The following is a 26,347-nucleotide window of genomic DNA, read 5'->3' on the forward strand; positions in this document are numbered from 1 at the left end:
GGCTTCAGCGCTCCCCGAACAGGCCTTGGGGCCGCACCAGCAGCACCAGGGTCATTACGACGTACAACAGCAGGGTACTCATGGTGGGCGCCACCAGCGTGCTGAGGCTCTGCACGATGCCCAGCAGCAGGCCCGCCACCACCGATCCGTAGAGCGAGCCCAGGCCGCCCAGCACCAGCACCACGAAAGCGATCGACATCATGTCGTTGCCCGAACTGCTGTTGGCGCCCAGCAGCGGCAGCGCGATGCCACCGGCCAGACCGGCCATGCCGGCGCCCAGCGCAAAGCCCAGCACCAGCAGGCCCTTGACGTTGATGCCCAGGCAACGCGCCATTTCGCTTTTCTCGATGCCGGCGCGGACCTGGGAGCCGATCCTGGTGCGCTCGATGAGAAACCACAACACGGCGATGCTGATCGCGCTGGCCACGGTCACGAACACCAGGTATCGGGGCAGCCGCATGAAGCCCAGGTCGAACGAGCCGCTCAGCGCGTCGGGCGGCGTCAGGCTCACGCCCGAGGTTCCCCAGATCACGACCAGGGTCTGCTCCAGCGCCAGCGCAACGCCGAACAGGAACAGCACCTGCAACAGGTAGTCGGCCTTGGCAAGCTTCTCCAGGCCGAAGCGTTGCAGCAGCGCGCCGATCAGTGCGGGCACGGCAAACGCGCAGGCCAGGGCCACGCCGAAGGGCAGGCCCAGGCCGCTGAGCCCGAAGCAGACGTAGGCGCCTGCCGCGAACAAGGCGCCATGCGCGAAGTTCGGGACGTTGAGAAGCCCCTTGATGATGGACAGACCGAAGGCCATCACCGCATACAGCATTCCGATCGCGCAGCCGTTGATGAGCTGCGCAGCCACAAGTGAACTCAAGAGGCTTCTCCTGTTACAGCCTGGACTCAAGTCCGCTTGCAGTCGTTGAGTTCGGCCGGCTGCGGCTTGTTGCCCTCATACACGATCTCGGCGATGTCGTCGGGGCCCTTCATTTCGCCGGGGCCTTTGCAACGCGCGATGTAGTACGGGCGCGTGGTCTGGTGCGTGCGCGCCTCGATCAGCGTGCTGCCGTGCACGCTGTCATAGCGCCAGCCTTCCATGGCCTTGGCCACCGCCGTGGGATCGACGCTGTTGGCCTTCTCCATCGCCAAGAACAGCGTGCGGAAGCCGTCGTAGCCGATGGCCATGGGATAGGTTGGCGGGGTTTTGAATTTCTGGGTGGCGCGCGCGACGAAGGCCTTGTTCACGGGGTTGTCGATGCCCGCGTGGTAGTTCAGGCCCAGCACCAGACCGCTGCGCATGTCGGGCGTGAGCTCTTTGAGGTCATCGATCTCGGCCGCCCAAGGCGCCCCCACCACCAGGTCTTTGGCGCCGAAGCTGTGGAGCTGGCGCACGGCGGCCAGGAAGTCGGCACCAGCGGTGAGCAGCAGCACGACGTCGGGCTTGGCCGCAAAGGCCTTGTTGAAGTACTGCGTGAACTGGCGCTCGCCGGCCGGGTGCTTGTCGCCCGCGACGACCTCGAAGCCCAGGCCACCCGCCAAGGCCTGCGTGTACTTCAGCAGCGAATGGCCAAAGGCGTAGTCGGCAGTGAGGGTGTAGATGCGTTTGGCCTTTGGGTACTGCTTGCGGATGTATTCCAAGGTGGCGCTGCAGGCGGTGTAGGGGTGCGCCGACCACTGGAAGGTGTAGTCGTTGCAGCGCGCACCCGTGAACTCGTCGGATCCGCCGCCAGCGAATTGCACCACCTTGGAGCGCGCGGCCAGGTCGGCCTCGGCCAGGCCTACGGCGCTGGACGCGTTGCCCAGGAAGTAGCGCACGCCCTCGTTTTCCACAAGTTCGGTGAGGCGGCGAACGCCCACGGCTGGCTTGCCTTCGTCATCACGCTGAAACAGGTTGATCTTGCGGCCCAGCACGGTGCCACCGCGCTCCTCAACCATGAGCTGGGCGCCGCGCAGGATCGAGGGGCCCAGGGTGGCGTAGTTGCCGCTGAACTGCGAGATGACCGCGATGTTCAAAGGGCCCTGGGCGGACTGCGCCCAGGAGACGCCACCGATCATCGAGCCGCCGGTAGCGGCCAAGGCTTTGAGGACGTCGCGACGGCTGAGGGGTGTGTTCGACATGGGAAGCTCCTTTGGATGGCACTCAGGTGGGGGAAAAGCGGGCGGCGAATCGGCGCAAGCCGGCGTCCAGCCGGCTCAGCAGGACGGCGGCGTCCTCGGCGCTGATGGTGAGCGGCGGACTGACGATCGCGGCGTGGTTGGCCGGGGCGATGCCGGCCGGATAGACGATCAGGCCTTCGGCCTGGCAGTCGTCGGTGAACGCGCTGTTGGCGTTCATCGAGGGCTCGGGCGCCCCCCCGCGCACGGGGTCGAACAGGTCAAAGCCGAGCAACAGCCCGCGGCCGCGCACGTTGCCCATCAGTTGCGGATGGCGAACCTGAAGCTGCAGCAGGCCCGAGCGCAGCTGCTCCGACCGGGCGGCCACGTTGTCGAGTACCGCATGCGACCGCAGGTAGCGCACCACAGCCAGGGCCGTGGCGGCGCTCAGGGGATTGCCGCTGAAGGTGTGCCCGAAGGGCGCGCTGCGTGAGCCCGAACGCATGGCCTCGACCACGGTATCGCGGTACAACACCGCCCCCATGGGCGTGTAGCCGCTGGTGAGGCCTTTGGCGACGGTGATCACGTCGGGCGTGACGCCGTCGTGGTCGCAGGCGAACCAGCGCCCCGTGCGCCCCATGCCGGTGATCACCTCGTCGGCAATCAACAACACGCCTTGCGCGTCGCAGACCTCGCGCAGCATGCGCATGTAACCCGGTGGCGGCGTCAGCGCGCCGCCCGCCGCGCCCACGATGGGCTCGACGATCAGCGCCGCCACGCGGTCCGCCCCGACGGAGCCGATGGCCTCGGTCCATTGGCGGCGATGGTCCTCCACCACGGTGGCGTCCGCGCCGTCACCGGGGCGGGGCAGGCTGGGGCCCAAGGCCAGGGGGTGCAGCAAGTTGGCGTAGTCGCTGCGGCGGGCCGTGTGGCCGGACATGGACAGCGCCCCCATCGTCATGCCGTGGTAGCTGATCTCGCGTCCCAGGATCAGGGTTTTCGCCGGCTGCCCGCGTTCGCGCCAGTATTGGATTGAGGAGCGGATGGCCAGCTCCGAGGCCTCAGAGCCGCTGTTGACGAAGAACGCATGAGCGATGCCGGACGGGGCCAGTTCCACCAGGGCCTGCGCCAGCTCGTGCGCCGGCTCATTGCCGAATTGGGTGCGGTACGAAAAGCACAGCCGCTCGGCCTGGGCCTGGATTGCCTGCACGACTTCGGGTACGCCGTGGCCCAGGCTGACGGTCATTGCGCCGCCTGAGCCGTCCAGATAGTCGCGGCCGTCGGCGTCATAGATGTAGGCACCACGCGCGCCGACGGCAACGGGCAGCGGGGTGGGGCGAAAGCTGAGGAGTGCGGTCATGGTGGGCAAAAAAAGGTGCGCCATTGTGAATGCGCATGCACATTCAAGGCGCAGGTAGTTACCCTAGTTCACCCTAAAGTTCTCAATTATTGAAACTCGTGGGCTCAACCTGGGATTGATTTCGCTCTGGCCATGCATCCGTATGCACATCTTGTGCCAGGCCAGGTGGAATCCCTGGGTTCAAAGCGCTGGCGGGGGCCGACGCGGCGCCGGCCTCGTGTCAGCCTCTGCGCGCAAACCCCAGCCGCGACCCCAGGATCACACTCCCCAGCCCCAGCGCGTGCCACGCCGTCAGTGCCTCGCCCATGAACAGCACCGCGAAGGCCACGCCGAAGATCGGCACCCAGTAGAAGCCCATCGCCGTGCGCGCGATGCCCAGCCGCGCGATGGACAGGTTCCACACCAGCGCCGCCACGCCCGTGGCCAGCACGCCCGAGTACAGGATCAGCGACCAGGTGGTCGCCGAGGCCTCGGCCAGGTCGGACAGGCGCGCATCCGGCGACAGGGCCGCGTGCAGCACCAGCAGCGTGGAGCCGATGACGTGCACCACCCAGCTGATCTGCAGCGCGGTGAAGGCCCGGGACAGGCGCTGCACCGCGATGCCGCCCGAGGCGAAGCACACCACCGAGGCGATGATCAGCGCGTCGCCCCAGGAGCCGCTGCCCAGTTGCGCGCCCGGCCGGTTGAGCACCACCAGGGCCACGCCCGCGAAGCCGATCAGCACGCCCGCCAGGCGGCGCGCGCCCAGGGCTTCGCGGAACACCAGGGCGGCAAGCAGGGCCGACACCAGCGGCCCCAGCGACATGATCAGGGCCCCGTTGGTGGCGGTGCTGCGCGCCAGGCCGGCCGAGAACAGGATCTGGTTGCCGTAGACCATGACCAGCGCGCAGCCGGTGAGCGCGAGCACGGCGCGGACGTTCAGCGCGGGCAGGCGCTCGCGCCGCAGGAACAGCAGGGCCGTGAGCGCGAGCGTGGCGACGACCATGCGCACCGCGGCCACCGTCAGCACGTCGAGCGAGCCCGTGAGCGCCTTCACCGCCGAGAGGTTGACGCCCCAGATGGCCATGGCGCCCAGCAGCAGGGCGTAGGCGCGCCGGCCCTCGCCGCCGCCGTTTAGGCGCGCGTTGGCGTTCGCCCCGGGCGCCGCGCCGCCGGCCACCTCAGCCCACCACCACGTGGCGCTCGACCAGGAAGGTGGTGATCTCGGCGATGAACTCGCGCGCGTGCGCCATCAGGGTCTGGCCCTTGGGCGAGGCGAAGGCGCGGTCCAGCGAGTCGGTGTCGTCGAACCAGAGCTCGACGATGCCGTCGATGGGCCAGGCCTCGCGCTCCACCGGGTGGCCCTTGGGCGCCTCGCGGCCCACGATGAGGTTTTGCCGGTAGCCGCGCACGCCGGCCACGCGCTTGACCAGGTGGGCGTGCTCCTGCCGCCACTCGCGCTGAAACTCCTCCGGCGAGACGTCGTCGCGCCGGCGCAGCAGCGACATGCGCTTGAGCAACGGGCGGCCCGCCTCCGGCGGTATCACCTCCAGCTGGTGAATGGTGACGATGCGCAGGTCGGCAATGAAGCGTTTCTCGTCCGCGATGAGCGCCTGGCCCGCCTCTGTGCGCATCGCCTCGCGCATGGCGGCTTCGCTGTCGAACCAGAGCATGGAAAAGCCGTCGAGCTGTTCCGGGCCGCGCGGGTAGCTGAAGCCGCGCTGCAGGCTGTCGACCACAGGGTTCTGCTCGTAGCGTCGCAGGCCGGGCAGCTGGGCCGCCAGGGCGCCGTGGTGGCCGCGCCAGTGGCGGCGAAAGTCCTCGTCGCTCCAGCCTGGTTGCTTCTTGATCAAACCCGCTCGCACGATCATGGGACGGTCCTCCGGATGGGGTTCGCTCAATGCGAGCCGAGGTAGGCGGCTTTCACCTTCGGGTCGTTGAGCAGCTCGGCGCCCGATCCCTGCAGCGTGATGCGCCCGGTCTCCAGCACGTAGGCGCGGTCGGCCACGCCCAGGGCCTGCTTGGCCATCTGCTCGACGAGCAGGATGGTCAGGCCCGATTCGCGCAGCTGGCGGATGGCCGTGAAGATGTCCTTGATGATGAGCGGCGCCAGCCCCAGCGAGGGCTCGTCGAGCAGCAGCAGGCGCGGCTCGCTCATGAGCGCGCGCGAGATCGCGAGCATCTGCTGCTCGCCGCCCGAGAGCGTGCCGGCCAGCTGGTCCTGGCGTTCGCGCAGGCGCGGGAAGCGCTGGAACTCGCGCTCGATGGAGCGCGCCACGCCGGCCTTGTCCTGGCGGCGCGCGTAGGCGCCGAGCATCAGGTTCTCGCGCACGGTCTGGTCGGGGAAGACGCCGCGCCCTTCGGGCGACAGGGCCACGCCCAGGCCCACGCGCTTGTGCGGCGCCAGGCGTGTGCAGTCGGTGTCCGCGATGCGGATGCTGCCGCTGGCGGCCGGCTCCAGGCCGGCGATGCAGCGCAGCAGGCTGCTCTTGCCCGCGCCGTTGGCGCCGATGATGGCGATCACTTCGCCGGCCTTCACTTCCAGGCTGACGCCTTTGACGGCCTGGATGGCGCCGTAGGCCACCTCGAGCTGGTGAATCTTGAGCATGTGGTGTTCCCTCAGGCCGCCGCCGCGGCGGCCCCGTCCTCGACGCCGAGGTAGGCCTCGATCACGCGCGGGTTGTTCTGGATCTCGGCGGGCTTGCCTTCGGCGATCTTGATGCCGTAGTCGAGCACGATCACGTGGTCGGAGATGGACATGACCAGGTCCATGTGGTGCTCCACCATCAGGATGGAGATGCCGCAGCGCGCGATCTTGAGCAGCAGCTGGCCCAGCTCGGCCGTCTCCTGCGGGTTGAGGCCGGCCGCGGGTTCGTCGAGCAGCAGCAGCTGCGGTTCGGTGGCCAGGGCGCGCGCCAGCTCCACGCGCCGCTGCAGGCCATAGGGCAGGCTGCCGGCGGGCGAATGGGCCAGGGGCAGCAGGTCCACCAGCGCCAGCAGTTGCAGCGCGCGTTCGGTGGTGCGCGCCTCTTCCCGCCGAGCCGATGGCAGGGCCAGCAGCGAGGCGAAGAAGCCGTTGCGCATGCGCGTGTGGTGACCGAGCTTGACGTTGTCCAGCACCGAGAGCTCGGCGAACAGCCGCAGGTTCTGAAAGGTGCGGCCCATGCCCAACTGGCAGATGGCGTGCGCGGGCCGGCCCCCCAGGTTCTGGCCCAGGAAGCAGATCGTGCCCGCGCTGGGGTCGAGCACGCCCGTGACCATGTTGATCATGGTGGACTTGCCCGCGCCGTTGGGGCCGATCAGCGCGTGCACGTGGCCGCGCTGCAGGCGAAAGCTCACGTCCTGCGCGGGCTTGACGCCACCGAAGGCCTTGGACACGTTCTCGACCACCAGCAGGTCGCCCGTGGCGTCCCCCGAGGCCGGGCGGTAGGCGCGCGGCTGACTGTCGAGCGGCGGCTCGGGCGTTTTGCGCCAGCGCGCGAACAGGGCGTTCAACAGTCCCATCACGCCGCCCGGCATGGCGTACAGCGCGAACAGCAGCAGGAAGCCGTAGAGGAAGTGCTGCGCGGCGGGCCAGCGCGCCAGGGCGGCGTCGATGGCGGTGAGGATCACCGTGCCCACCAGCGGCCCGTACTGCGAGCCCGCGCCGCCGAACAGCACCAGCAGCAGGATGAAGATCGAGAGGTGGAAGGTGATGAAGTCGGAGTTGATGTACTGGTTCTGCTGCGCCACCAGCGCGCCCGCGATGCCGCAGGTGACGGCCGCCACCACGAAGGCAATGACCTTGGCGCGGTAGACCCGCACGCCCACCGAGGACGAGGCGATCTCGTCGGCCTGCAGCGAGAGCAGGGCGCGGCCGAAGCGCCCGCCCACCAGGTTGCGCAGCAGCAGGTGGGTGACGGCGCACAGCGCGACCGTGAGCCAGACCCACTGCTGCGTGCTCAGCGGGCTGTCGCCCCAGGTGAGCGGGCGGATGCCGTAGACGCCCTGCGCGCCGCCGAACACCTCGGTCCACTCGCTGACGAGCTTTTCCACCACAATGCCGAAGGCCAGGGTCACCATCGCCAGGTAGGGGCCCTTCACGCGCAGCGAGGGCAGGGCGACGAGCACGCCGAACACGCCCGAAACCACGGCGGCGAGCGCCAGCGCGATCCAGGGGCTGATCTCGGTGCGTGTGGTCAGCAAGGCCACGGCATAGGCGCCGGCCGCGAACAGGCCGGCCTGGCCCAGCGACTTCTGGCCCGCGTAGCCCACCAGCACGTTCATGCCGGCCGCGCACAGGTAGTACACGCCCATCATGAACAGGATGCGCAGGTAGTAGTCGTTGTTCAGCGCGAAGGTGAGGCCGACCACGAGGGCCACGGCCAGCAGCACGCCGGCGATGTGCGGGAAGCGGTTCATACCTTCTCCACCGTGCGCGCGCCGAACAGGCCGGTCGGGCGGAAGGCCAGCACCAGGATGACGAGCGCGAAGATCGCCACCTCGCGCCACTGCGCCTGCCACAGGTTCACCATCGACTCGATGACGCCGAGCGCGAAGCCGCCGATGACGCAGCCGCGCGGGTTGCTCAGGCCGCCGATCATGGCGCCCGAGAAGCCCTTGAGGCCGACGGTCAGGCCCATGAAGAGCGAGGCCTGGGCGATGGGGGCCAGCAGGAAGCCCGAGAGCCCCGCGAGCGCGGAGCTGACGACGAAGGCGATCACCATGATCGCCTTGGTGTTGATGCCCATGAGGCTGGCGACGGCGCCGTTGGCGGCCACCGCGCGCATGGCCTTGCCGAGCAGGGTGCGGTTCATGACGAAGTCGAAGCCGATCATCACGACCACGGCCAGGCCCAGCGTGAGCAGCTCCTGCGGCCGCACGCCCACGCCCATGAAGCGGATGATGTGGTCGCCCACGGGGCTGGGCACCACCACGGGCTTGGGGCCCCAGATGGCCAGGCCGATGCTTTGCAGGATGACGCCGAAACCCAGGGTGCTCATGACCCAGGCCATGCCGGGGCGCCCGGCGAAGGGCCGCACGCCGATGGCGTAGAGCAGCCAGCCGAGCAGGCCCATGACGCCCAGGGCGCCAAGCAGGGCCATCAGCTGCGCCGCGGCGCCGGGCTCGGCGTCACCGAAGCTGGTGGCCGTCAGCGGTTTGCCGATGGCCAGGAACAGCACGCTCATGCCAACGAAGGCGCCAGCCGACACGAACTCACCGTGCGAGAAGTTGAGGGTCTTGGTGGTCGTGAAGGTGACGCTGAACCCCAGCGCGACCAGCGCGTAGGCACCGCCCACGCACAACCCGCTGAGAACCGCCTGCAAGAGCGCTTCTGTCATGTATGTCTCCGGGAGAAAGGCGATCGGACCGCCACCGGCCCGATCGCCAGGGCGCTCACTGCTTGAAGTCGGCCGCGGTCAGCGATTTCAGGATGGCGTCGCTGTAGGGCAGCAGCTTGCCGTCCTTCCAGCGGATCCAGACGAAGTCCTCGGCGGTGAGGGCCTCGCGGTCGGTTTTGCTGAAGGGCTTGTTGTAGGTCTTGAGCACGCCTTGCACCGGGGTCTTGAGGTCTTCCAGCGCGGCGCGCACGGCGGGGCCGTCGGTGCTGTTGGCCTGCTTGGCGGCGGCGGCGTAGAGCAGCACCGAGTCGTAGCCGTGCAGCGCGAAGGAGAAGGCGCTCGGGGCCTTCAGTTTCGAGCCGATGCGGTCGTACAGCTTCTGCTGCGCGGGCGTCTTCTCCTCGCTCACGGTGCGCATGAAGATGGGCTTCTCGGCCAGGGTCTTGCCGGCGGCGTCGTAGAAGGTGATGTTGTCCGCCGCCCAGGAGGTCAGCGTGAGCGGGAAGTAGTTCACCTTCTCCATGCTGCGCACCAGCTGGGCGATGGGCGTGCCCTGGGCCCAGACCACCACGGTGTCCACGCCGGCGGCCTTCATCTTGTTGAGCTGCGAGGTCATGTCGGTGTCGCCGACGCCGAAGTGCTCGGTGGCGACGATCTTGATGCCCTGCTTCTCGGCCAGCTCCTGCATGTCCTTCAGGCCGCCCTGGCCGTAGCCGGTGGTCTCGGCCATCAGGCCCACGCTTTTCGCGGCGCTGTTCTTCTTCACGTAGGCCATGAGCGCGGCCACCTGCTCACGGTCGACCATGGAGACGCGGAACATGTAGTTGTCGCCCGAGCCCATGGGCGCGGTGATGGCGGTGCCCGAGCCCACGTTGCCGATCACCGGCACCTTCTTCTGGTTGGCGATGTGCTTCCAGGCCATGGCGTTGCCCGAGTTGGTGGGGCCGAACACGGCGACGACCTTCTCGTTGTCGATCAGGTCGGTCATGTTCTGGATGGACTTGGGCGGCGCCGAGGCGTCGTCGCGCACCACCAGCGTCAGCTTCTTGCCCAGCACGCCGCCGGCGGCGTTGATGTCGGCGATGGCCGCCTCCATGCCGATGACGGCGGCCTGGCCGCTCTGCGCCGAGGGCGAGGCCGAGAGGTCGCCGTTGTAGCCGAGCTTGATGTCCTGGGCCTGGGCGCCGCCCGCGAAGGCCGCGAGGGCGATGGCCGACAGCGCGGCGCCCCAATAACGCTTGATGTTCATCTTGTCTCCTGTGGTCGAGTGAGGTGGCGGGAAAGGTGGCTGGGCGCGGGCGTCACACCGCGAGGAAACCGCCATCCACCGGCAGCGTGATGCCGGTGACGTAGCGGGACATGTCGGAGGCCAGGAAGACGATCGGACCGACGAGGTCCTCGGTCTGGCCCACGCGGCCCATGGGGATGCGCGTCATGAAGCCCTGCAGGCGCGTCGGGTCCTCGCGCGTGGCGGCGGTCATGGGCGTTTCGATGACGCCCGGCGCCAGCGCGTTGACGCGCACGCCGAAGGGCGCGAGCTCCTGCGCCAGCGACTGCGTCAGCAGCTTGATGGCCGCCTTGGAGGGCGCGTAGCCGAGCGAGGCGCCCTGGCCCGCGTAGGCGGCGATGGAGGCCATGTTGACGATGCAGCCGCGCGTGGCCTTGAGGGCGTCGAGGAAGGCGTGCGTGACGTTGAAGGTGCCGTGCACGTTCACGTCGAGGGTCTTCTTGAAGTTCTCGGCCGCGCGCGGGCTGGCGGTGGTCTCGCGGATGATGATGCCGGCGTTGTTCACCAGCAGGTCGACGGCGCCCACCTCGCGAGCGACCCGGGCCGCGAGCTCGCGGCAGGCCTCGGCCGAGGTCACGTCCAGCGCGAAGGACCAGGCCTCGCCGCCGGCCTCGCGCACCAGGCGCGCGGTTTCTTCCACGGCCACGGCGTTCATGTCGGTGGCGACGATGCGCGCGCCGGCCTGCGCCAGGCCCAGGCAGAAGGCCCGGCCGTTGCCCTGGCCGGCGCCGGTGACGAAGGCCAGGCGGCCCTGCAGCAGGCGCGGCGCGAGCGTGTCGGGGTAGGTGGGCATGGCGTCTCCTCAGGCGGCGGGGGCCAGTTGTTCGCGCGCGCTGGGCGCGGCGGCGGGCGGCGCCAGCGGCGCGGCCTTGGCCAGCTCCTGGCCCGCGATGTAGCCGAAGGTGATGGCCGGCCCCAGGGTGATGCCCGCGCCGGGGTAGTTGCCGCCCATCACGCTGGCGGCGTCGTTGCCCACCGCGTACAGGCCGGCGATGGGCTGTCCCGCCGCGTCCAGCACGCGCGTCTTCTCGTCGGTGACCAGACCGGCGAAGGTGCCGATGTCGCCGATGACCAGCTTGATGGCGTAGTAGGGACCGTGTTCCAGCGGGGCCACGCAGGGGTTGGGCGTGACCGTGGCGTCGCCCTGGTAGCGGTTGTAGGCCTTGCTGCCCTTGCCGAAGGCCGGGTCCTCGCCCTTCGCCGCGTGGCGGTTGAACTCGGCCACGGTCTGCTCCAGCGTGGCCGGCGCAATGCCCAGCTTCGTGGCCAGTTCGGCGAGGCTGGCGCCGGACTTCAGGTAGCCGCTGCGCAGGTGGCGGCCGATGGGCAGGGGCGCGGGCGCCACGCAACCCAGGCCGTAACTGCGCAAGGCCTTGTGGTCGCACAGCAACCAGGCGAAGACCTCGGGCTGGCCTTCGCAGGTCTTGACCATGGCCTGCACGAAGTCGTGGTACGAGTTGCCCTCGTTGGTGAAGCGCCGGCCCTCGGGGTTGACCGCGATCACGCCGGGCTTGGCGCGGTCGATGAAGTGCGGCATGACGCCCGCGCTGCCGTCCTGGCGGGTGGTGACGGAGGCGGGCACCCACGCGGCGGCGTGGGGAATGGTGCCGTCCACGCGCCCGCCCACGGCCTCGGCCAGGCGCAGGCCGTCGCCGGTGTTGGTGGAGGGCGAGGGCGAGAAGTGCTCGCGGCCCGTGGGCGCGTGGGGGAACAGCTGGCGGCGGCGCTCCACGTCGTAGGGGAAGCCGCCCGCGGCCAGCACCACGCCGCGGCGCGCCAGCACGCGCACCGGCCGGCCCTCGCGCTCGACCAGCGCGCCGGTGACGGCGCCGCCCTCGACCAGCAGCTGCTTCACCGGCGAGGACAACCACACCGGGATGTTGCGTTCCATGGCGGCCTTGGCCAGGCGGCCCGCAAGCGCGTTGCCATTGGTCAGCGTCATGCCGCGGCCGTGGAACAGCACGTCGAAGAAGTGGCGCGTCAGCCGCTTGGTCACGTACCAGAAGGACGTGGGCGACTTGAAGACGCGCATGAAGTGGCGGATCTCGGGGCCCGAGCCCAGCATCATGCCGAACACCGTGAGCTCGGGCAGCGGCGGCGCCAGCAGCTTGATGCGCGGGCCGAGCTCGCGGCCGTCGTAGGGCCGGGTCACCATGGAGCGCCCGCCCGGCAGGCCACCGGGGGCTTCGGCGTGGTAGTCCGGAAAGACCGGCGGCAGGTCAAAGCGCAGCGGCGTCTGGCTGGTGAAGAACTCAATGGCCTTGGGGCCGTTCTCCAGGAAGGCGTCGACGCGGCGCTCGTCGTAGTGCGTGGTGGCCTCGTGCTTCAGGTAGGCCTTGGCCGCGCCGGGCGGCTCCTCGATGCCCTGCTCCTTGGCCAGGTGGGTGCCGGGGATCCACAGCCAGCCGCCCGAGCGCGCCGTGGTACCGCCGAATTGCGGCTGCTTGTCCACCACCAGCACCTGCAGCCCCTGCGCGGCGGCGGTGACGGCCGTGGCCATGCCCGATGCGCCGGTACCGATCACCAGTACGTCGACGGCTTGTGTCTCCTGTGACATGCCTTGCTCCTTGTCAGTGGGGGCGATTCTAGAAGCCACATCTGATTATGGTCAATGCGTTTGATAATATCTTTTCGTCTGATTGGGTCGTAGCCGTTTGAAATGATCAGGGAAAACCCTATGGATACACTTGCCCGCGCCCCCACCGCCCACGTCCCCATGGAAGAAAAGAGCCGTCGAGGTATCCAGTCGATCGAGATCGGCAGCGCCCTGCTGCTGGAACTCGCGCGCAAGGTGCGCCCGGTGGCCCTGAAAGACCTGGCCAAGGCGGCCGGCATGACGGCGGGCAAGGCCCACCCGTACATGGTCAGCTTCCTCAAGGTGGGCTTCGTGTCACAGAACGATGCCGGGCAGTACGAGCTGGGGCCGCTGGCCCTGCAGCTGGGCCTGATCAAGCTGCAGCGCATGGACCCGGTGAAAGAGGCGTCGGCCGTGCTGGAGCAGCTGGCGCACACCACGGGGCAGAGCGTGGCCCTGGTGGTCTGGGGCAACCTGGGGCCGACCATCGTGCGCATGGAAGAACCCATCCAGCCGCTGCACGTGAACCTGCGCACCGGCACCGTGATGTCGCTGACCAACACGGCCACGGGCCGGCTGTTCGCGGCCTACCTGCCGCCCAAGGTGGTGGAGCGGCTGCTGGCGGAAGACCTGGCGCGCTCGAACTACGGCACCGCGCCCAAGCCGGTGCACACCATCCAGGACCTGGAGCCCACGCTGGCCGAGATCCGCCAGCACGGCCTCTCGCGCACGCTCGGCCAGCCGATCCCGGGCATCGACGCGCTGTGCGCGCCGGTGTTCGACGCCGAAGGCCACATCGTGCTCGGCGTGCTGGTGATGGGCCCCTCGGCCACCTTCGACACCGCGTGGAACGGGCGCATCGCCAAGCCCCTGCTGGCCTGCGCCGCCGAAATCACGCGGCGGGTGGGCGGGGCGAAGTAGGCCGGGCCGGCAGCAGGCTGGGCCGCCCGCGCCGCAGGTAGCGGCCCTGGCCCCGGCGCGGGTGGAAGGCCTGCCCGTCCCACAGCACCTCGCCGCCGGCGATGGTGACGCCCGGCCAGGCGCGCAAGGCCATGCCCTCGTAGGGCGTGTAGTCCACGTCGTGGTGCAGGGCGGCGTTGCGCACCGTGCGCTCGCCCTCGTGCCAGATCACCAGGTCGGCGTCGCTGCCGATGGCGATGGTGCCCTTGCGCGGGTGCAGGCCATAGGCCTTGGCCGGGTTGGTGGCCGTGAGTTCGACGAAGCGCTGCAGCGTGATGCGCCCGCCCAGCACGCCCTCCGAGTACAGCAGCGGCAGCCGCGTTTCGATGCCGGGAATGCCGTTGGGAATGTGCTGGAAGGCCACCTCTTCGCCGTTCGGCTTCTTGCCCTCGGTGCCGTCGTAGCGGAAGGGCGCGTGGTCGGACGAGAACACGGTGAACAGGCCGTCGCTCAGGCCGTCCCAGATCACCTGCTGGTTCTGCTTGTCGCGCGGCGGCGGGCTGCAGACGCAGCGCGCGCCCTTGTAGCTGTCGTCGATGCCCAGGTCCTCGGCGGTGAGGAAGAGGTACTGCGGGCAGGTCTCGGCGAACACCTTCAGGCCCTGGGCGCGCGCCCAGCGGATCTGCTCCACCGCCTCGCGGCCCGAGACGTGCACGATGAGAATGGGCACGTCGATCAGCTCGGCCAGCGAGATCGCGCGGTGCGTGGCCTCGCGCTCCACCAGCATGGGCCGCGCGTGCGCGTGAAAGCGCGGCGCGGTGCGGCCCGCCGCTTCCAGCCGGCGCGTGAGCCAGGCGATGCAGTCGGCGTTCTCGGCGTGGATCATGGCCATGGCGTCGTGGCGCCGCGCGACCTCGAGCACGTCCAGGATCTGGCCGTCGTCGAGCTTGAGGTCGTCGTAGGTCATGTAGATCTTGAACGAGGTGTAGCCCTCGCGGATCAGCTCGGGCAGCTCGCGGCCCAGCACCTCGGGCGTGGGGTCGCTCACGATCAGGTGGAAGGCGTGGTCGATGTGTGCGCGGCCCTGGGCGCGCGCGTGGTAGTCGTCCACCGCGGCGCGCAGCGACTGACCCTTGACCTGCGCCGCGAAGGGAATGACGGTGGTGGTGCCACCGCAGGCCGCGGCGCGCGTGCCGCTGTCGAAGTCGTCGGCCATGCGCACCGGCGGCGCCATGGGCTGGTCGAGGTGGCAGTGCGCGTCCACGCCGCCCGGCGTGACCACGCGGCCCGCCGCGTCGATCTCGCGCGCGCCGGCGGCGAGCCCATGGCCCAGTTGCTGAATCACGCCATCGCGGATGCCGATGTCGCTGACGAAGCTGTCCGAGGCGGTCGCCACGCGGGCGTTGCGGACGACGAGGTCGAAGGCCGGACGATCGCTCATGGCTGGCGCCCGATCAAGCTGGCCAGGCCGTCCTGCAGGCCCTGGTGCGCCTTCATCGGCGGCGGCGACATCGCGCCGCTGCGCCGGGGTGTGTAGCCGGCGCGGCCCAGGGCCTCGGCCATGCGGATGGCGCTGCCCACGCCATCGATCAGGGGCACGGGCACGTCGTCGGCGATCTCGCGCGCCAGGCCGGCCAGCGGCGCGCCGGCCAGGATGATGCTGTCGGCGCCGTCCTGCTCCACGCAGCTCAGGCACATCTCGCGCAGCACCTCGCGCGCTTCATGCTGCACCGTGCCCACGCTGGCGAAACCCTGCTTGAGCCCGCGGTAGCCGGTCATGCGCGAGGACAGGCCCAGCTGCTCCACGGTCTGCACGTACCAGGCGCCAATGCGCTGCGAGATGCCCACGATGGCGAAGCGCCCGCCCAGCAGGAAGGCCGCCGCCACCGCCGATTCGGTGAGCCCGACCACGGGAATGTCCAGCAGCTCCTTCGCCGCCGCCACGCCGGGGTCGCCAAAGGCCGCGATGACGGCCACGTCGTGGTCGGCCTGCTGCTGCGCCAGCAGCTGCAGCGTGGCGTAGGCGCCCACGGCGGCCTCGCCCGGCGTCTCGATGTAGGCCACGCCGAAGGGCGCCGTGGCCATGGTGATGCGCGTGTCGGGCAGGGCCGCGCGGCGCGCCTCGTTGTGGATCAGCTCGGTGACGCTGAGCGAAATGTTGGGGTTGATGACGAGGATGTTCAAGCGTTTCTCCGGGGCTCGACTTGCGCGCGGGCCCGCTCCCACAAGGCGGCCGCCGCCTGTTGGGCGTCGGCCAGGATGCTGTCTTGGTCGACGCGCAGGGCGCGACCGCCTTCCACCACGATCTCGCCGTGCACCAGCACCATGGCCACGTCGCGGCCCTGGCCGGTGTGCACCAGGTTGCCCAGCGGGTTGATGTTGGGCACCAGGTGCGGGCGGCGCATGTCCACGCAGACCATGTCGGCCAGCTTGCCGGCCTCCAGGCTGCCCAGGTGCTCGCCCAGGCCCATGGCGTGCGCGCCGTTGTAGGTGGCCATGCGCAGCATGTCCGCCGGCTGCCAGCCGTCGTCGATGCCGCCGGCCTGTATGCGGCCGAGGTTGAGCGCCCAGCGCATGACCTCGATCATGTCGGCGTGCATGTTGTCGGTGGCCAGCGCCAGGCGGATGCCGGCGTCCTGCATGGCCCGCGTGGGCGCGATGCGCCCGCCGGTGGCGTTGCCCTTGGGCACATGCGCGAGGTTCATGCGCGCCGCGCCGGCGCGGCGCATGTCCGACTCGCTCATGTACATGCCATGCGCGGCGATCAGCGAGGGGCCAAGCAGGCCGGTCCGCTCCAGCAGTTCGCAGGGCGTGCAGCCATCGCGCTCCTGCACGCGCTGGTTCTCCATGCGGCTTTGCGACAGGTGCGTGGTGACCACGCCGCCGTGGCGCTCGCGGTGGTCGGCGACCCGTCGCAACAGGCCCTGTGAGCAGGTGTCCGGCGCGTGCGGCGTGAGGTGCACGCCGGTGCGGCCCTCGGGCCCGCCGTGCCAGCGCGCGTGCAGGGCCAATGCCTCGCCCAGGGTGCGCTCGCCGATGGCCTCATCGTGCCGCCACTCGCCCAGGTGCACGCGGGAGAAGTCCACGTCGTGGATGCGCCCGCAGGCGTAGGCGCGCAGGCCCACGTCGGCCATCGCGGGGAGGGTCAGGTCGGCGTGCACGTAGCTGTCGTTGATGACGGTGGAGCCGAACATCAGGGCCTCCAGCGCGCCCAGGCGCGCCAGGGCCACGGCCTCGTCCGGCGTGACCTCATGGCCATGCGGCACGCCGGGCGTGTAGGCCGGCGCGAAGCCCATGTCCTCGGCCACCCCCCGTACCATGGTGAGGATGGTGTGGGTGTGCACGTTGACGAAGCCCGGCAGCACCAGGTGCCCGCGCAGGTCGACGGTCCGGCGCGCCGCCACGCGCGGCGCGTCGGCCGCGCCGGCCACGAAGGCGATGCGCGGGCCGGCGATGCCGATGACCGCGTTTTCGATGACCTCCAGCTGCGGGCGCGTGTGCACCACGGTGGCGCCGGTGATCAGCAGGTCCAGGGGGCCTGGCGCCGCAGATGCATTCAATGACATGGCCACCCCTTAGAAGCCCAGCGCGCGCGGCAGCGCCGTGACGATGGACGGAAAGGCCACGCACAGCAGCAGCATCACGAACTGGAAGATCACGAAGGGCATGGACTCGCGGATGATCGCGCCCATGGGCACCCGGGTGATGCCGCTCATGACGAAGAACAGCACGCCCACCGGCGGCGTCATCATCCCGATCACCAGGTTGAACATGAACAGGAAGCCGAACCACAGCGGGTCCAGGCCGAAGGCGTCGGCGATCGGCACGAACAGCGGCACCAGCATGATGTAGGCCGCGTTCGACTCCATGAACATGCCCACCACCACCAGCAGCAGCATGGTCAGCAGCACGAACACCATGGGGTCGGCCGTCATGCTTTTCACCCAGTCCGCCATCTGCTGCGGCACCATGTCCACGGTGAGCAGGAAGGTCACGGTGGCGGCCAGCGCGATCAGCGCGCCCACCATCGAGGCCGTGACGGCCGCGCGGAACAGACAGCCCGGCAGGTCCGACAGGCGCAGCTTGCGCGTGACCAGCAGGCCCACCACGCCCGAGTAGACCACCGCGATGGCGGCGCCCTCGGTGGCCGTGAACACGCCGCCGATGATGCCGCCCACCACGATGATGGGCATGAACAGGATGATGTGCGCCTTGCGGAACTGCACCCAGGCGTTGCGCGCGTTGAAGGCCTCGCCCGTGGGCGGGTACTTGCGCCGCCAGGAAACGAAGCTGGCGATGCCGATGAAGCCCAATGCGAGCAGCACGCCCGGCACGATGCCGGCCATGAACAGCCCCCCCACCGACACCGAGGAGCCGGCCATCAGGGCGTAGACGATCATGGCGTTGGAGGGCGGGATCACCGGCCCCAGGTTGGCCGCCGAGGCGATCACCGCGCAGTTGAAGCTGTCCGGGTAGTGCTTGCGCAGCGCGGGCACCAAGGCGCTGCCCAAGGCGCTGGCCGAGGCCACGGCCGCACCGCTGACCGAAGCGAGGATGGTGCCGGCGATGATGGTGACGTGAGCCAGGCCCCCGTGCACGCGCCCGACCAGGCTGTTGGCGAAGGCCACCAGCCGCTCCATCATGCCGGCCTTGACCATCAGCTCGCCGGCCAGCATGAACAGCGGGATCGCCATCAGCGGGAAGTTGTCCACCGCGTGCAGCATGCGCTGGGCCATCATCACCAGCTCGAAGTCGGCGGCATACAGCGCGGCCAGGGACGCGAAGCCCAGCGCGAACGCCAGGGGCATGCCCGCGAAGGCGAGCACGCAGAAGACGATGATCACGAGCCAGGTCATGACAACCTTCCTTCCCAGATGCGCGAACCCAGCCAGGCGTGCAGCACGAGGTGGATGAACGAATGGGCCGCGCAGATCAGCACGGCGACGTAGTAGATGCCGGCGGTGATGGGCAGCGTGGGCATCAGCTCCTGCCACTTGTCCAGCGTGGCCACCCAGGCGGCCCAGAAGATCGCCGCCATCAGCACCGCGCTGGCCACGCAGACCAGGCGGAACAGCCGCTCCTTGTTGCGCGGCGACAGGTTCATGACCAGCAGGTCGATGCCCACGTGCACCGCGTACTTGATGCCGTGCGGGATCGCCAGGAAGATGACCCAGACGAAGAACAGGCGCGAGACCTCGTCGGCCGAGTCGATGGACGAGCTCAGCACGTAGCGCCAGAACACCTGCAGGGACACCATCAGCGTCATGGCGGCCATGGCCAGCACGATCACCACCATCGACACGCGGTCGAGGGCCTCGACCCAGCGCCGGATGGCGGGCCAGATCGGGGGCCATCCGTTGTCGCCGGGCGGCGGGGCCGCCTCGGCGGCGCTCACGCCCTGCGTCACTTGGTGGCCTCGGTGACGACCGCTTCGATCAGCTTGGGATCGATGCGCTTCTTGAGCGACTCCACCACGCCCGCGGTGCTGCGGCGGAAGTCGGCGCGGCCCTGCGGGGTGATCGGCGTGAAGGTCATGCCGGCCTTCACCAGCTGCTGGCGCCAGCGCTCATCTTCGCGGGCGGCTTCCGCGCGCTGCCAGGTCATGGCCTCTTTCATGGAGGCCATGACCGCCTCCTGCTGCGGCTTGCTCAGGCGCTCGAACAGGCGCTTGTTGGCGGCCGCGTTGATGAAGTCGTAGAAGTGGCCGGTGTCGGACAGGTGCTTCTGCACCTCGTTGAAGCGGCGGCTGGCGATGATGTTGTAGGGGTTCTCGTGGCCGTCCAGCACGCCCTGCTGCATGGCCGAGTAGACCTCCTTGACGTCCATGGCGACCGGGTTGGCGCCCAGCGCGCGGAAGGTGTCCAGGTGCACTTCGTTGGGCTGCAGGCGGATCTTCAGGCCCTTGAAGTCGGCCGAGGAGGTGATGGGCCGCACGTTGTTCGTCACGTGACGAAAGCCCAGTTCGCCATAACCCAGGCTGATGAAGCCTTTTTGCGCCATGCGCTCGTCGAACAGCTTGCCCACCGGGCCGTCCATGACGCGAAAGGCCGCCTCGCGCGAACTGAACAGGAAGGGCAGGCTGACGGCTTCGTACTCCGGCACGATGCGGGTGAAGTAGGCGATGGAAGTGACGATGGCGAACACCGTGCCGGAGCGCACCTGGTCGACGTTCTCCGCCGCGCCGCCCAGCTGCATGTTGGGGAACAGGTCGACCTGCAGTTCACCCTTGGTGCGCGCCTCCACCTCCTTCTTGAAGATCTCCATCACCTTGGTGGCCGTGTGGTCCGCGGGGAAGTTGCCTGCCACGCGCAGCCGCTGCTGGGCCATGGAGGGGGCGTGAAGGCCCACGAGGGTCAGGGCGGCGACGGCCGAGAGAACAAGGGATCGGCGAAACTTCATGGCAATTCCTTCGCTGGGGTCAGCGGATGGGTTACAGGGGATGACGACCTGGAAAATGCAAGAACCGTGCAAGTGCATTATCTTTTCGGCAATGTCCCTGTCAACAGGGTATTTACGCACTCAATTGGTGCTCATCCGGCTCGATTTGCCTTAACCTCGCACCAAGATAATTCACTTTTGGCCGATCTGGCCAGGTTTGCATTCAAATGGGGAAGGCCGTGGACAAGCCTCTGACTGGGTCCCTGCGAGAGACCGCCCCCGCGCCGGGCGCGGAAGAGCCGGCCGGCGCGGAGGAGCGGCGCCGGCGCGGCGTGCACGCCGACGTCTGCGGGCACATCCGCGACCTGATCGTGCACGGCGAGCTCGCCTCGGGCGAGCGCATCAACGAGGTGGGGCTCAGCGAGGCCCTGGGCGTGTCGCGCACGCCCATCCGCGAGGCCTTGAAGGTGCTGGCGGCCGAGGGCCTGGTCGAGCTGCTGCCCAACCGCGGCTCGCGCGTGACCACCCCCTCGACGGACGAGATCGTCAACCTGTTCGCGGTGATCGCGGCCCTGGAGCGCCTGGCGGTGGAGACGGTGACGCTGCAGGCCTCGGCGCCGGCCCTGGCCCGGCTGCGCGCGCTGCACGACGAGATGCTGCGGCACCACGCCGCGGGCGACCGCGACCGCTACTTCGAGCTCAACCACCGCATCCACGAAACCATCATCGAGATGGCGGACAACCCGCAGCTCAGCCGCACGCACGCCGACCTGATGACGCGCGCCCGGCGCCCGCGCTTCATCGCCATCACCACCGACGGGCGCTGGGACGAGTCGGTGAAGGAGCACGAGCTGGTGATGTCGGCCATGGAGCTGCGCGACGCGCGCTTCGCCGGCGAGATCCTGTTCCGCCACGTGCTCAAGACGGGCACCGCCTACACCCAGTCGCTGGCCGCCGCCCGCGCGGCCTGAGCCCGCGCCAGCGCGCCGGTTCAGGCCGGCGCCGCCGCCGCGTGCCTCACGGCGCGCCAGGCGAACACCAGCGCCGGGCCCAGGGTGACGCCCGGCCCGGGGTAGCGCCCGCGCATGATGGAGCCCATGTCGGCGCCGCAGGCGTACAGGCCATTGATCGCCTGGCCATCGGGCCGCAGCACCCGGGCGTCGGCGTCGGTGCTCAGGCCCACGCTCATGCCGGCGTCGCCCGGCCACACGCTCACCGCGTAGAACGGCGCGGTGGCGATCGGGCCCAGGCAGGGGTTGGGGCCGTGGTCCGGGTCCCCGTTGAAGCGGTTGAGCTCGCTCGTGCCTTTGCCGAAATCCCCGTCGACCCCCGTGGCCGCGAAGCGGTTGTGGCGCGCCACCGTGGCCTGCAGGCCCTCGGCGTCCACGCCCAGCTGCGCCGCCAGCGCGGCCAGGGTCGGCGCGCGGCGCAGGTAGCCGTCGCGCACGAACGGCCCCAGGCGCCAGGCACCGGGGCGCACCAGGCCCAGGCCGTAGCGGCGCAGGAAGCGGGCGTCGCAGATCAGGTGCGCGGGCACGGCCGACGCGCCTTGCATGGCCAGCACGAAGTCGTGGTACGAGTCGCCCTCGTTGACGAAGCGCCGGCCGCGCGCGTCGACGGCGATCAGGCCCGGCTTGGCGCGGTCCAGCGCGAAGTGCGGGAAGCGCTGCGGCGCGCCGTCCGCGCCCTGCCGCACCGACACCGGCGCCCAGAAGGCCGGCGCGCGGTGCCCGGCCTCGTCGACCGCGGCGCCCACGGCCTGCGCCAGCCGCAAGCCGTCGCCGGTGTTGCCCTCGGCCATCAGCGAATGCGTGTGCGCGGGCTGGGGCAGCAGGCGCTGGCGCCAGTCGGGCGCGTGCCCGAAGCCGCCGCAGGCCAGCACCACGCCACGGCGCGCGCGCACGCGGCGCTCGCGGCCGCCGTGCGTCAGCGTGGCGCCGGTGACGGCGCCGCCTTCCTGGTGCAGCGCGCGCACGTCCACGCCGGTGAGCGGGTCGACGCCGCGCTGGCGCAGGCTGTGCAGCAGGCGCGCGATGAGCGCGTTGCCCATCACCAGCCGCGTGCCGCGCGGGTGGCTCAGGCGGTCGCGCGCGTGCCGGGCCAGCAGGGCCAGCACATGGCGCAGCGCGCGCCAGGAGGCGAACGGGCGCAGCAGCGGCGCGACGTCGTCCTTGCTGACCGACAGGCCGCCCAGCACCATCATGTGGCGCATGGGCGGGCGCAACCGCGCGAAGTCGGCGCCCAGCAGGCGCCCGTCGAAGGGGCGCGCCACCAGGGCCCGCCCGCCGATGGCCGCGCCGGCATGCCGGTCGTGGTAGTCGGGGTGGCGCGCGGCGGGCGTGAACACCACGTCGGAATGCCGCTCCAGGTAGTCCAGCACGCGCGGGCCGGTGGCGAGGAAGGCCTCGCGCAGCTCGGCCCCGCTGTCGGTGTCGATCTCGGCCGCCAGGTAGCGGCGCGCGCCCTCCAGCGGGTCGGCCAGGCCGGCGCGCTGGCTTTGGCTGCTGCCCGGCACCCACACCGTGCCGGCCGAACTGGCCGCCGTGCCACCCAGCTGGCCGGTCTTCTCGCACACCATCACGCTCAGGCCTTCGATGGCCGCCACCAGCGCGGCCGTCAGCCCCGCCACGCCGCCGCCGATGACCAGCAGGTCGACCTCTTCAGTGTCCATGCGCCAGCCCGCTCACCGGTGGGCGCCGGTGGAACCAGGGACGGGCCGCTTCGAGCTGCGCGCACAGGCGCAGCAGCAGGCCCTCTTCGCCGTAGCGGGCCGCGAACTGGCAGCCGATCGGCAGCCCCTGGGGCGTCCAGTGCAGCGGCACCGAGGCGGCCGGCTGGCCGGTGACGTTGAAGGGGTAGGTGAAGGGCAGGTAGGCGGCCAGCCGGTCCATCCAGGCGCGCACGTCGCTGGAGCGGATGTCGAACCAGCCCAGCGGGCGCGGCGTCTGCGCCAGCGTGGGCGTGAGCCAGATGTCGTGGCGCTCGAAGAAACCGGCGATGCGCCGCGCCTGGCGGTGCAGCGCGTGCAGGTTGAGGATGTACTCGCTCGCGCTCACGCCGCGCCCGGCCTCGGCCAGCGCGTAGGTCAGCGGCTCCACCAGTTCGCGGTCGGGCAATGCGCCGCCGGTGGCGCGCGCGATGTTGGCCATGGTGTTGGTGGCGAACACCATTTCGAAGCCGCGCTCCAGCGCGGGGGCGTCGAAGTCGGGCGAGGCCTCTTCCACGTGGTGGCCCAGCTGCTCGCACAGGCGCGCGGCGTCTTCCACCGCCGCCACGCAGGCCGGGTCCACGGGCACGCCGGTGGGCGCGGTCCGGGCGAAGGCGATGCGCAGGCGCCCGGGCGCGCGGCCCACTTCGTCGAGGTAGGGCCGCTCGGGCGGCGGCGCCTGGTAGGGGTCGCCCGGCATCGGCCCGGCCAGGGCGTCGAGCAGGGCCGCGCTGTCGCGCACGCTGCGGCTCACCACGTGCTGGTGGGCCAGGCCGCTCAGGCCCTCGCCGCCTTCGGGCCCGGCGCTGATGCGCGCGCGCGTGGGCTTGAGGCCGAACAGGCCGCAGCACGAGGCCGGGATGCGGATGGAGCCGCCGCCGTCGGTGGCGTGGGCGGCCGGCACCATGCCCGAGGCCACGGCCGCCGCCGCGCCGCCGCTGGAGCCGCCGGGCGTGAGCGCGGTGTCCCAGGGGTTGCGGGTGACGCCGTAGAGCAGCGATTCGGTGGCCGGCGACAGGCCGAACTCCGGCGAGTTGGTCTTGCCCACGATCACCAGCCCCGCGCGGCGCATGCGGGCCACGATCTCGCTGTCGGCCGCCGGCATCTGCCGCGCGAACAGGCGCGAGGACGCGGTGGTGGCGGCCCCGGCCACCGAGGCCACCAGCTCCTTCACCAGGAAGGGCACGCCCTGGAAGGGACCGGGCGGCAGGCCGCGCGCGACCTCGGCGCGCGCCGCGTCGTATAGCGGCGTGACCACGGCGTTGAGCCGCGGGTTGTGGCGCTGAATGCGCGCGAGCGCGGCGTCCAGCAGCTCCTGGGGCGCCACCTCGCCCCGGCGCACCAGCGCGGCCAGGCCCAGGCCGTCGTGTTCTTCGTAGCGGTCGATGCTCACTGGGCACACCTCCATGCGGCGCACTGCGGGGCCGAGCCCCTGGGGAACGGTCCGGCGGGGCTCATGCGTGCGCCGGCGCGGCGGGGGGCCAGTCGGCGCGCGCCATGGGCGCGGTGCCGTCCAGCACGGGATCGACGGCGGAGCCGAAGCCCGCGGCCGCCAGCGAGCCCAGGGCCAGTTGCCCGCGCCGAATGCGCAGGCGCACACGGCCGTTCTGCTCGTGGTACAGGTCCGGGTGGGCGGCACCATAGGCCTGGGCCTCGGCCAGCGGGCGGCCGTTGAAGCCGTCGATGAAGTGGTGCGCGTTGCGCTCCACGTGCGGGATGCCCAGCAGGGCCACCAGCGCCAGGTCCTGCTGGACGGCAAGGCCGGGCTGTGTGGTCAGGTCCTCGGCCGACATGAAGTACACCGGCCGGCCCTCGGCCCGGTTCCACACCCGGCAGCGCGCCAGGTTCAGCACCGACTTGTAGAAACCCTTGCAGGCCTTGGACGAGACGCCGGTGTAGCCCAGGGCGCGCGCACGCACAAAGGCGTCGAGATCGCCATCGGACTCGTCGATGATGACCGGCTTGTGGCGCGCCAGCGCCGCCACCGGCTGGGCCAGCGCCACCTGGCGCCGTATGGGCTGCTCGATCAGCAGCGTGGCCTCGCACAGGCGGCGCAGCGCGGGCTCGGCCGCCATGCGCCGCCACAGATCGGCGATGGCCTCGGCGTCGCCGTACTGTTCGTTGCCGTCGAGGGTGGCGAAATAGGGCCCATCCAGGCGATCGAGCACCGAGGCGATGCGGCGCAGGCGCTCCAGGTCGGCCTCGGCCTGGCCCGAGACCTTGAGCTTGAAGTAGCGGTTGCCGTAGGTGGCCACCACCTCTTCCAGGGTTTCGGGCAGGCCGTCGTCGACACGCGCTCCGCTCGCCTGGTCGGCCGCCACGATGGGGTCGAGCAGGCCCACGGTGTGGCGCACCGCCAGCGTGTTCAGCGGTTCCAGGCCGCGCAGGAAGGGCGTGGGCTCGAAGCCCTTGAGGTCGGGCGCGATGGCGTGCGCGCGCAGGCCGGGTCGGTTGTGCCGCATGGCCTGCCAGAAGCTCAGGCCCTCGATGCGACAGAGCGCGTCGAGCACGGCGCGGTCCAGCAGGGCCGGGCCATAGCTGGTGACCAGCGGGTTCAGGCCGACGGCGGCACCGGCGTCCAGCAGCGGACGGTAGTGCTCGGCGTACAGATCGAAGGCGCTGAGCGCGGGCGCCGCGAGGTAGGCGTCTTCGCACAGCTCCAGGGCCTTGCGCAGCTGGTCCAGGTTCTGCGCGTCGCTCAGCGCGGGGTTCTTGTCAAACCACTTGGCGCCCAGGGCCTCGGCGGCGTAGCCCGTGCCCTCGCGCCCGTCTTCGTGGCGCACGCGCACACGCACGATGGCCTGCCGGCCCTCGGTCACGGTGATGACGCCGAAGCGAAACGGCAGGCGCAGCCGGTAGGGCGACTCGAAGCGCTCGACGGACAGCACCGTCAGGCGGGGGGCGGGCGTGTGTTCCATTCAGTCCAGGGCCTCCAGCAGGCCGCGCAGGTAGCCGATGGCGCGCGCGGCGGCGGCCGGGCCATCGGGGTGGTGGTCGAAGGGCTCCACGGCCACCCATCCGGCGTAGCCGTGCCGGCGCAGCGCGCGAAGGATGTCGGCGAAACGCAGCGCGCCCTGGCCGGGGCCGCGCCCGTTCGGGTCGTTCACCTGCACGTGGGCCAGCAGGCCGCTGGGCAGCCAGCGCGCCAGCAGCCCGTGCACCGGCTCGGCCTCGGCGCGCGCGGCGGCGCAGCAGTCGAGCATGGTGCGCAGCGCGGGCCGGTCGAGGGCGCGCACGAGGGCGGCGGCGTCGGCCAGGGTGTGGATGAAGTCGGCCTCAGGCGGCGCCAGGGCCTCGATGCAGTAGGTGACGCCCGCCGCCTGGGCGTGTTCGGCCACCGTGGCAAAGACCTCGGTGGCCCGTGCGCGCGCGCCGGCTTCGTCGCCCGGCGTCAGGCGCCGCTGCGCGGGCGAGCCGTGCACCAGCACCTCGCCGCCGAGTTCGGCGCAGAGATCGACCAGGCCGCGCAGCACCTGCAGCGTGCGCGCGCGCACGGCGGGGTCGGGCGAGGTGATGGACAGGCCCTCGGGCTGGCGCAGCAGCCAGTGCAGGCCCGAGACCCGGATGCCCGCGTCGCTGGCGGCGCGGCGCAGGGCGGTGCGTTCGCTGGCGGGCAGGCGCCACGCGGCCTCGCCCAGGGTGAACGGTGCCAGCTCCAACCCCTGGTAGCCCAGGGCCGCGGCCCATTCGCACTGGCGCGCGAAGGGCCAGGGCGCGAGGACCTCGTTGCACAGGGCAAGGCGCACGGAGCCGGTCC

At 70.6% G+C, this 26,347-nt stretch carries 23 protein-coding genes; 2 read left to right on the plus strand and 21 right to left on the minus strand.

What is annotated here, in order from left to right; translation table 11 throughout:
- Window positions 1-4 precede the first annotated feature (4 nt).
- From SOM08_RS00060 to SOM08_RS00110, 11 genes are all read right to left on the minus strand, one after another.
- A complete protein-coding gene (locus tag SOM08_RS00060) occupies window positions 5-865 on the minus strand; it encodes a branched-chain amino acid ABC transporter permease (protein WP_322469801.1) in 861 nt (286 codons plus the stop codon).
- A gap of 26 nt (window positions 866-891) precedes the next feature.
- Window positions 892-2,106: an ABC transporter substrate-binding protein gene (locus SOM08_RS00065; RefSeq protein WP_322469802.1), complete on the minus strand. Its 1,215-nt coding sequence runs from the start codon at window positions 2,104-2,106 to the stop codon at window positions 892-894.
- A gap of 22 nt (window positions 2,107-2,128) precedes the next feature.
- Window positions 2,129-3,442 carry an aspartate aminotransferase family protein gene (locus tag SOM08_RS00070; RefSeq protein ID WP_322469803.1) on the minus strand — a complete coding sequence of 438 codons (1,314 nt, stop codon included), beginning with the start codon at window positions 3,440-3,442 and terminating at the stop codon, window positions 2,129-2,131.
- 220 nt (window positions 3,443-3,662) lie between these two features.
- Window positions 3,663-4,601: a DMT family transporter gene (locus SOM08_RS00075; RefSeq protein WP_322469804.1), complete on the minus strand. Its 939-nt coding sequence runs from the start codon at window positions 4,599-4,601 to the stop codon at window positions 3,663-3,665.
- Between the two features lies 1 nt (window position 4,602).
- Window positions 4,603-5,292 carry an EthD family reductase gene (locus SOM08_RS00080; protein ID WP_322469805.1) on the minus strand — a complete coding sequence of 230 codons (690 nt, stop codon included), beginning with the start codon at window positions 5,290-5,292 and terminating at the stop codon, window positions 4,603-4,605.
- Window positions 5,293-5,318: 26 nt separating this feature from the next.
- Window positions 5,319-6,029 (minus strand): ABC transporter ATP-binding protein, encoded by a 711-nt coding sequence (locus SOM08_RS00085; RefSeq protein ID WP_116959205.1) that lies wholly within the window; start codon window positions 6,027-6,029, stop codon window positions 5,319-5,321.
- A gap of 11 nt (window positions 6,030-6,040) precedes the next feature.
- Window positions 6,041-7,822 carry an ABC transporter permease subunit gene (locus tag SOM08_RS00090; protein ID WP_116959203.1) on the minus strand — a complete coding sequence of 594 codons (1,782 nt, stop codon included), beginning with the start codon at window positions 7,820-7,822 and terminating at the stop codon, window positions 6,041-6,043.
- On the minus strand, window positions 7,819-8,742 hold the full coding sequence (locus SOM08_RS00095; RefSeq protein WP_116959201.1) for a branched-chain amino acid ABC transporter permease: 924 nt from the start codon (window positions 8,740-8,742) through the stop codon (window positions 7,819-7,821). Before SOM08_RS00095 ends, SOM08_RS00090 begins: the two co-directional genes overlap by 4 nt.
- Before the next feature lie 55 nt (window positions 8,743-8,797).
- The gene (locus tag SOM08_RS00100) at window positions 8,798-9,991 is read right to left on the minus strand and encodes an ABC transporter substrate-binding protein (protein WP_116959199.1); all 1,194 of its coding nucleotides are present in this window, start codon (window positions 9,989-9,991) and stop codon (window positions 8,798-8,800) included.
- A gap of 52 nt (window positions 9,992-10,043) precedes the next feature.
- Window positions 10,044-10,823, minus strand: a complete 780-nt coding sequence (locus SOM08_RS00105) for a glucose 1-dehydrogenase (RefSeq protein ID WP_322469806.1) — start codon at window positions 10,821-10,823, stop codon at window positions 10,044-10,046.
- Window positions 10,824-10,832: 9 nt separating this feature from the next.
- The gene (locus tag SOM08_RS00110; protein WP_322469807.1) at window positions 10,833-12,587 is read right to left on the minus strand and encodes an FAD-dependent oxidoreductase; all 1,755 of its coding nucleotides are present in this window, start codon (window positions 12,585-12,587) and stop codon (window positions 10,833-10,835) included.
- A 159-nt stretch (window positions 12,588-12,746) separates the two neighbouring features.
- Here SOM08_RS00110 and SOM08_RS00115 point away from each other — a divergent pair, with 159 nt between their 5' ends.
- Window positions 12,747-13,526 (plus strand): IclR family transcriptional regulator, encoded by a 780-nt coding sequence (locus SOM08_RS00115; RefSeq protein ID WP_245980951.1) that lies wholly within the window; start codon window positions 12,747-12,749, stop codon window positions 13,524-13,526.
- On the opposite strand, the gene hydA is transcribed toward SOM08_RS00115, so the two are convergent.
- Genes hydA through SOM08_RS00145 form a run of 6 tightly spaced genes read right to left on the minus strand, consistent with a single transcriptional unit; the run spans window position 13,498 to window position 19,904 of the window.
- On the minus strand, window positions 13,498-14,946 hold the full coding sequence (hydA, locus tag SOM08_RS00120) for a dihydropyrimidinase (protein ID WP_322469808.1): 1,449 nt from the start codon (window positions 14,944-14,946) through the stop codon (window positions 13,498-13,500). The two genes, SOM08_RS00115 and hydA, sit on opposite strands and share 29 nt — an antisense overlap.
- Window positions 14,943-15,689, minus strand: a complete 747-nt coding sequence (locus SOM08_RS00125; protein ID WP_116959190.1) for an aspartate/glutamate racemase family protein — start codon at window positions 15,687-15,689, stop codon at window positions 14,943-14,945. The genes hydA and SOM08_RS00125 overlap by 4 nt, the downstream gene beginning before the upstream one ends.
- Window positions 15,686-17,071 (minus strand): amidohydrolase family protein, encoded by a 1,386-nt coding sequence (locus SOM08_RS00130; RefSeq protein ID WP_116959187.1) that lies wholly within the window; start codon window positions 17,069-17,071, stop codon window positions 15,686-15,688. Before SOM08_RS00130 ends, SOM08_RS00125 begins: the two co-directional genes overlap by 4 nt.
- Window positions 17,072-17,080: 9 nt before the next feature.
- Window positions 17,081-18,361, minus strand: coding sequence for a TRAP transporter large permease (locus SOM08_RS00135; protein WP_116959185.1), 1,281 nt, complete (start codon window positions 18,359-18,361; stop codon window positions 17,081-17,083).
- Complete coding sequence (locus tag SOM08_RS00140; RefSeq protein WP_116959183.1) at window positions 18,358-18,912, minus strand: TRAP transporter small permease; 555 nt, start codon at window positions 18,910-18,912, stop codon at window positions 18,358-18,360. The genes SOM08_RS00135 and SOM08_RS00140 overlap by 4 nt, the downstream gene beginning before the upstream one ends.
- Window positions 18,909-19,904 carry a TRAP transporter substrate-binding protein gene (locus tag SOM08_RS00145; RefSeq protein WP_116959180.1) on the minus strand — a complete coding sequence of 332 codons (996 nt, stop codon included), beginning with the start codon at window positions 19,902-19,904 and terminating at the stop codon, window positions 18,909-18,911. Before SOM08_RS00145 ends, SOM08_RS00140 begins: the two co-directional genes overlap by 4 nt.
- A 218-nt stretch (window positions 19,905-20,122) precedes the next feature.
- Here SOM08_RS00145 and SOM08_RS00150 point away from each other — a divergent pair, with 218 nt between their 5' ends.
- Window positions 20,123-20,854, plus strand: coding sequence for a GntR family transcriptional regulator (locus SOM08_RS00150; RefSeq protein ID WP_181936484.1), 732 nt, complete (start codon window positions 20,123-20,125; stop codon window positions 20,852-20,854).
- A gap of 20 nt (window positions 20,855-20,874) precedes the next feature.
- On the opposite strand, the gene SOM08_RS00155 is transcribed toward SOM08_RS00150, so the two are convergent.
- The 4 genes from SOM08_RS00155 to SOM08_RS00170 all read right to left on the minus strand — a co-directional run bounded on the left by SOM08_RS00155 (window position 20,875) and on the right by SOM08_RS00170 (window position 26,336).
- Window positions 20,875-22,554, minus strand: a complete 1,680-nt coding sequence (locus SOM08_RS00155) for an FAD-dependent oxidoreductase (RefSeq protein ID WP_322469809.1) — start codon at window positions 22,552-22,554, stop codon at window positions 20,875-20,877.
- Window positions 22,544-23,983 carry an amidase gene (locus tag SOM08_RS00160; protein WP_322469810.1) on the minus strand — a complete coding sequence of 480 codons (1,440 nt, stop codon included), beginning with the start codon at window positions 23,981-23,983 and terminating at the stop codon, window positions 22,544-22,546. The genes SOM08_RS00155 and SOM08_RS00160 overlap by 11 nt, the downstream gene beginning before the upstream one ends.
- Window positions 23,984-24,044: 61 nt before the next feature.
- On the minus strand, window positions 24,045-25,508 hold the full coding sequence (locus tag SOM08_RS00165; RefSeq protein ID WP_322469811.1) for a mandelate racemase: 1,464 nt from the start codon (window positions 25,506-25,508) through the stop codon (window positions 24,045-24,047).
- Window positions 25,509-26,336, minus strand: a complete 828-nt coding sequence (locus SOM08_RS00170) for a sugar phosphate isomerase/epimerase family protein (RefSeq protein ID WP_116959170.1) — start codon at window positions 26,334-26,336, stop codon at window positions 25,509-25,511.
- Window positions 26,337-26,347: the final 11 nt, after the last annotated feature.

The organism is Hydrogenophaga sp. SNF1 (assembly GCF_034421675.1).
GTDB lineage: Bacteria > Pseudomonadota > Gammaproteobacteria > Burkholderiales > Burkholderiaceae_C > Hydrogenophaga > Hydrogenophaga borbori.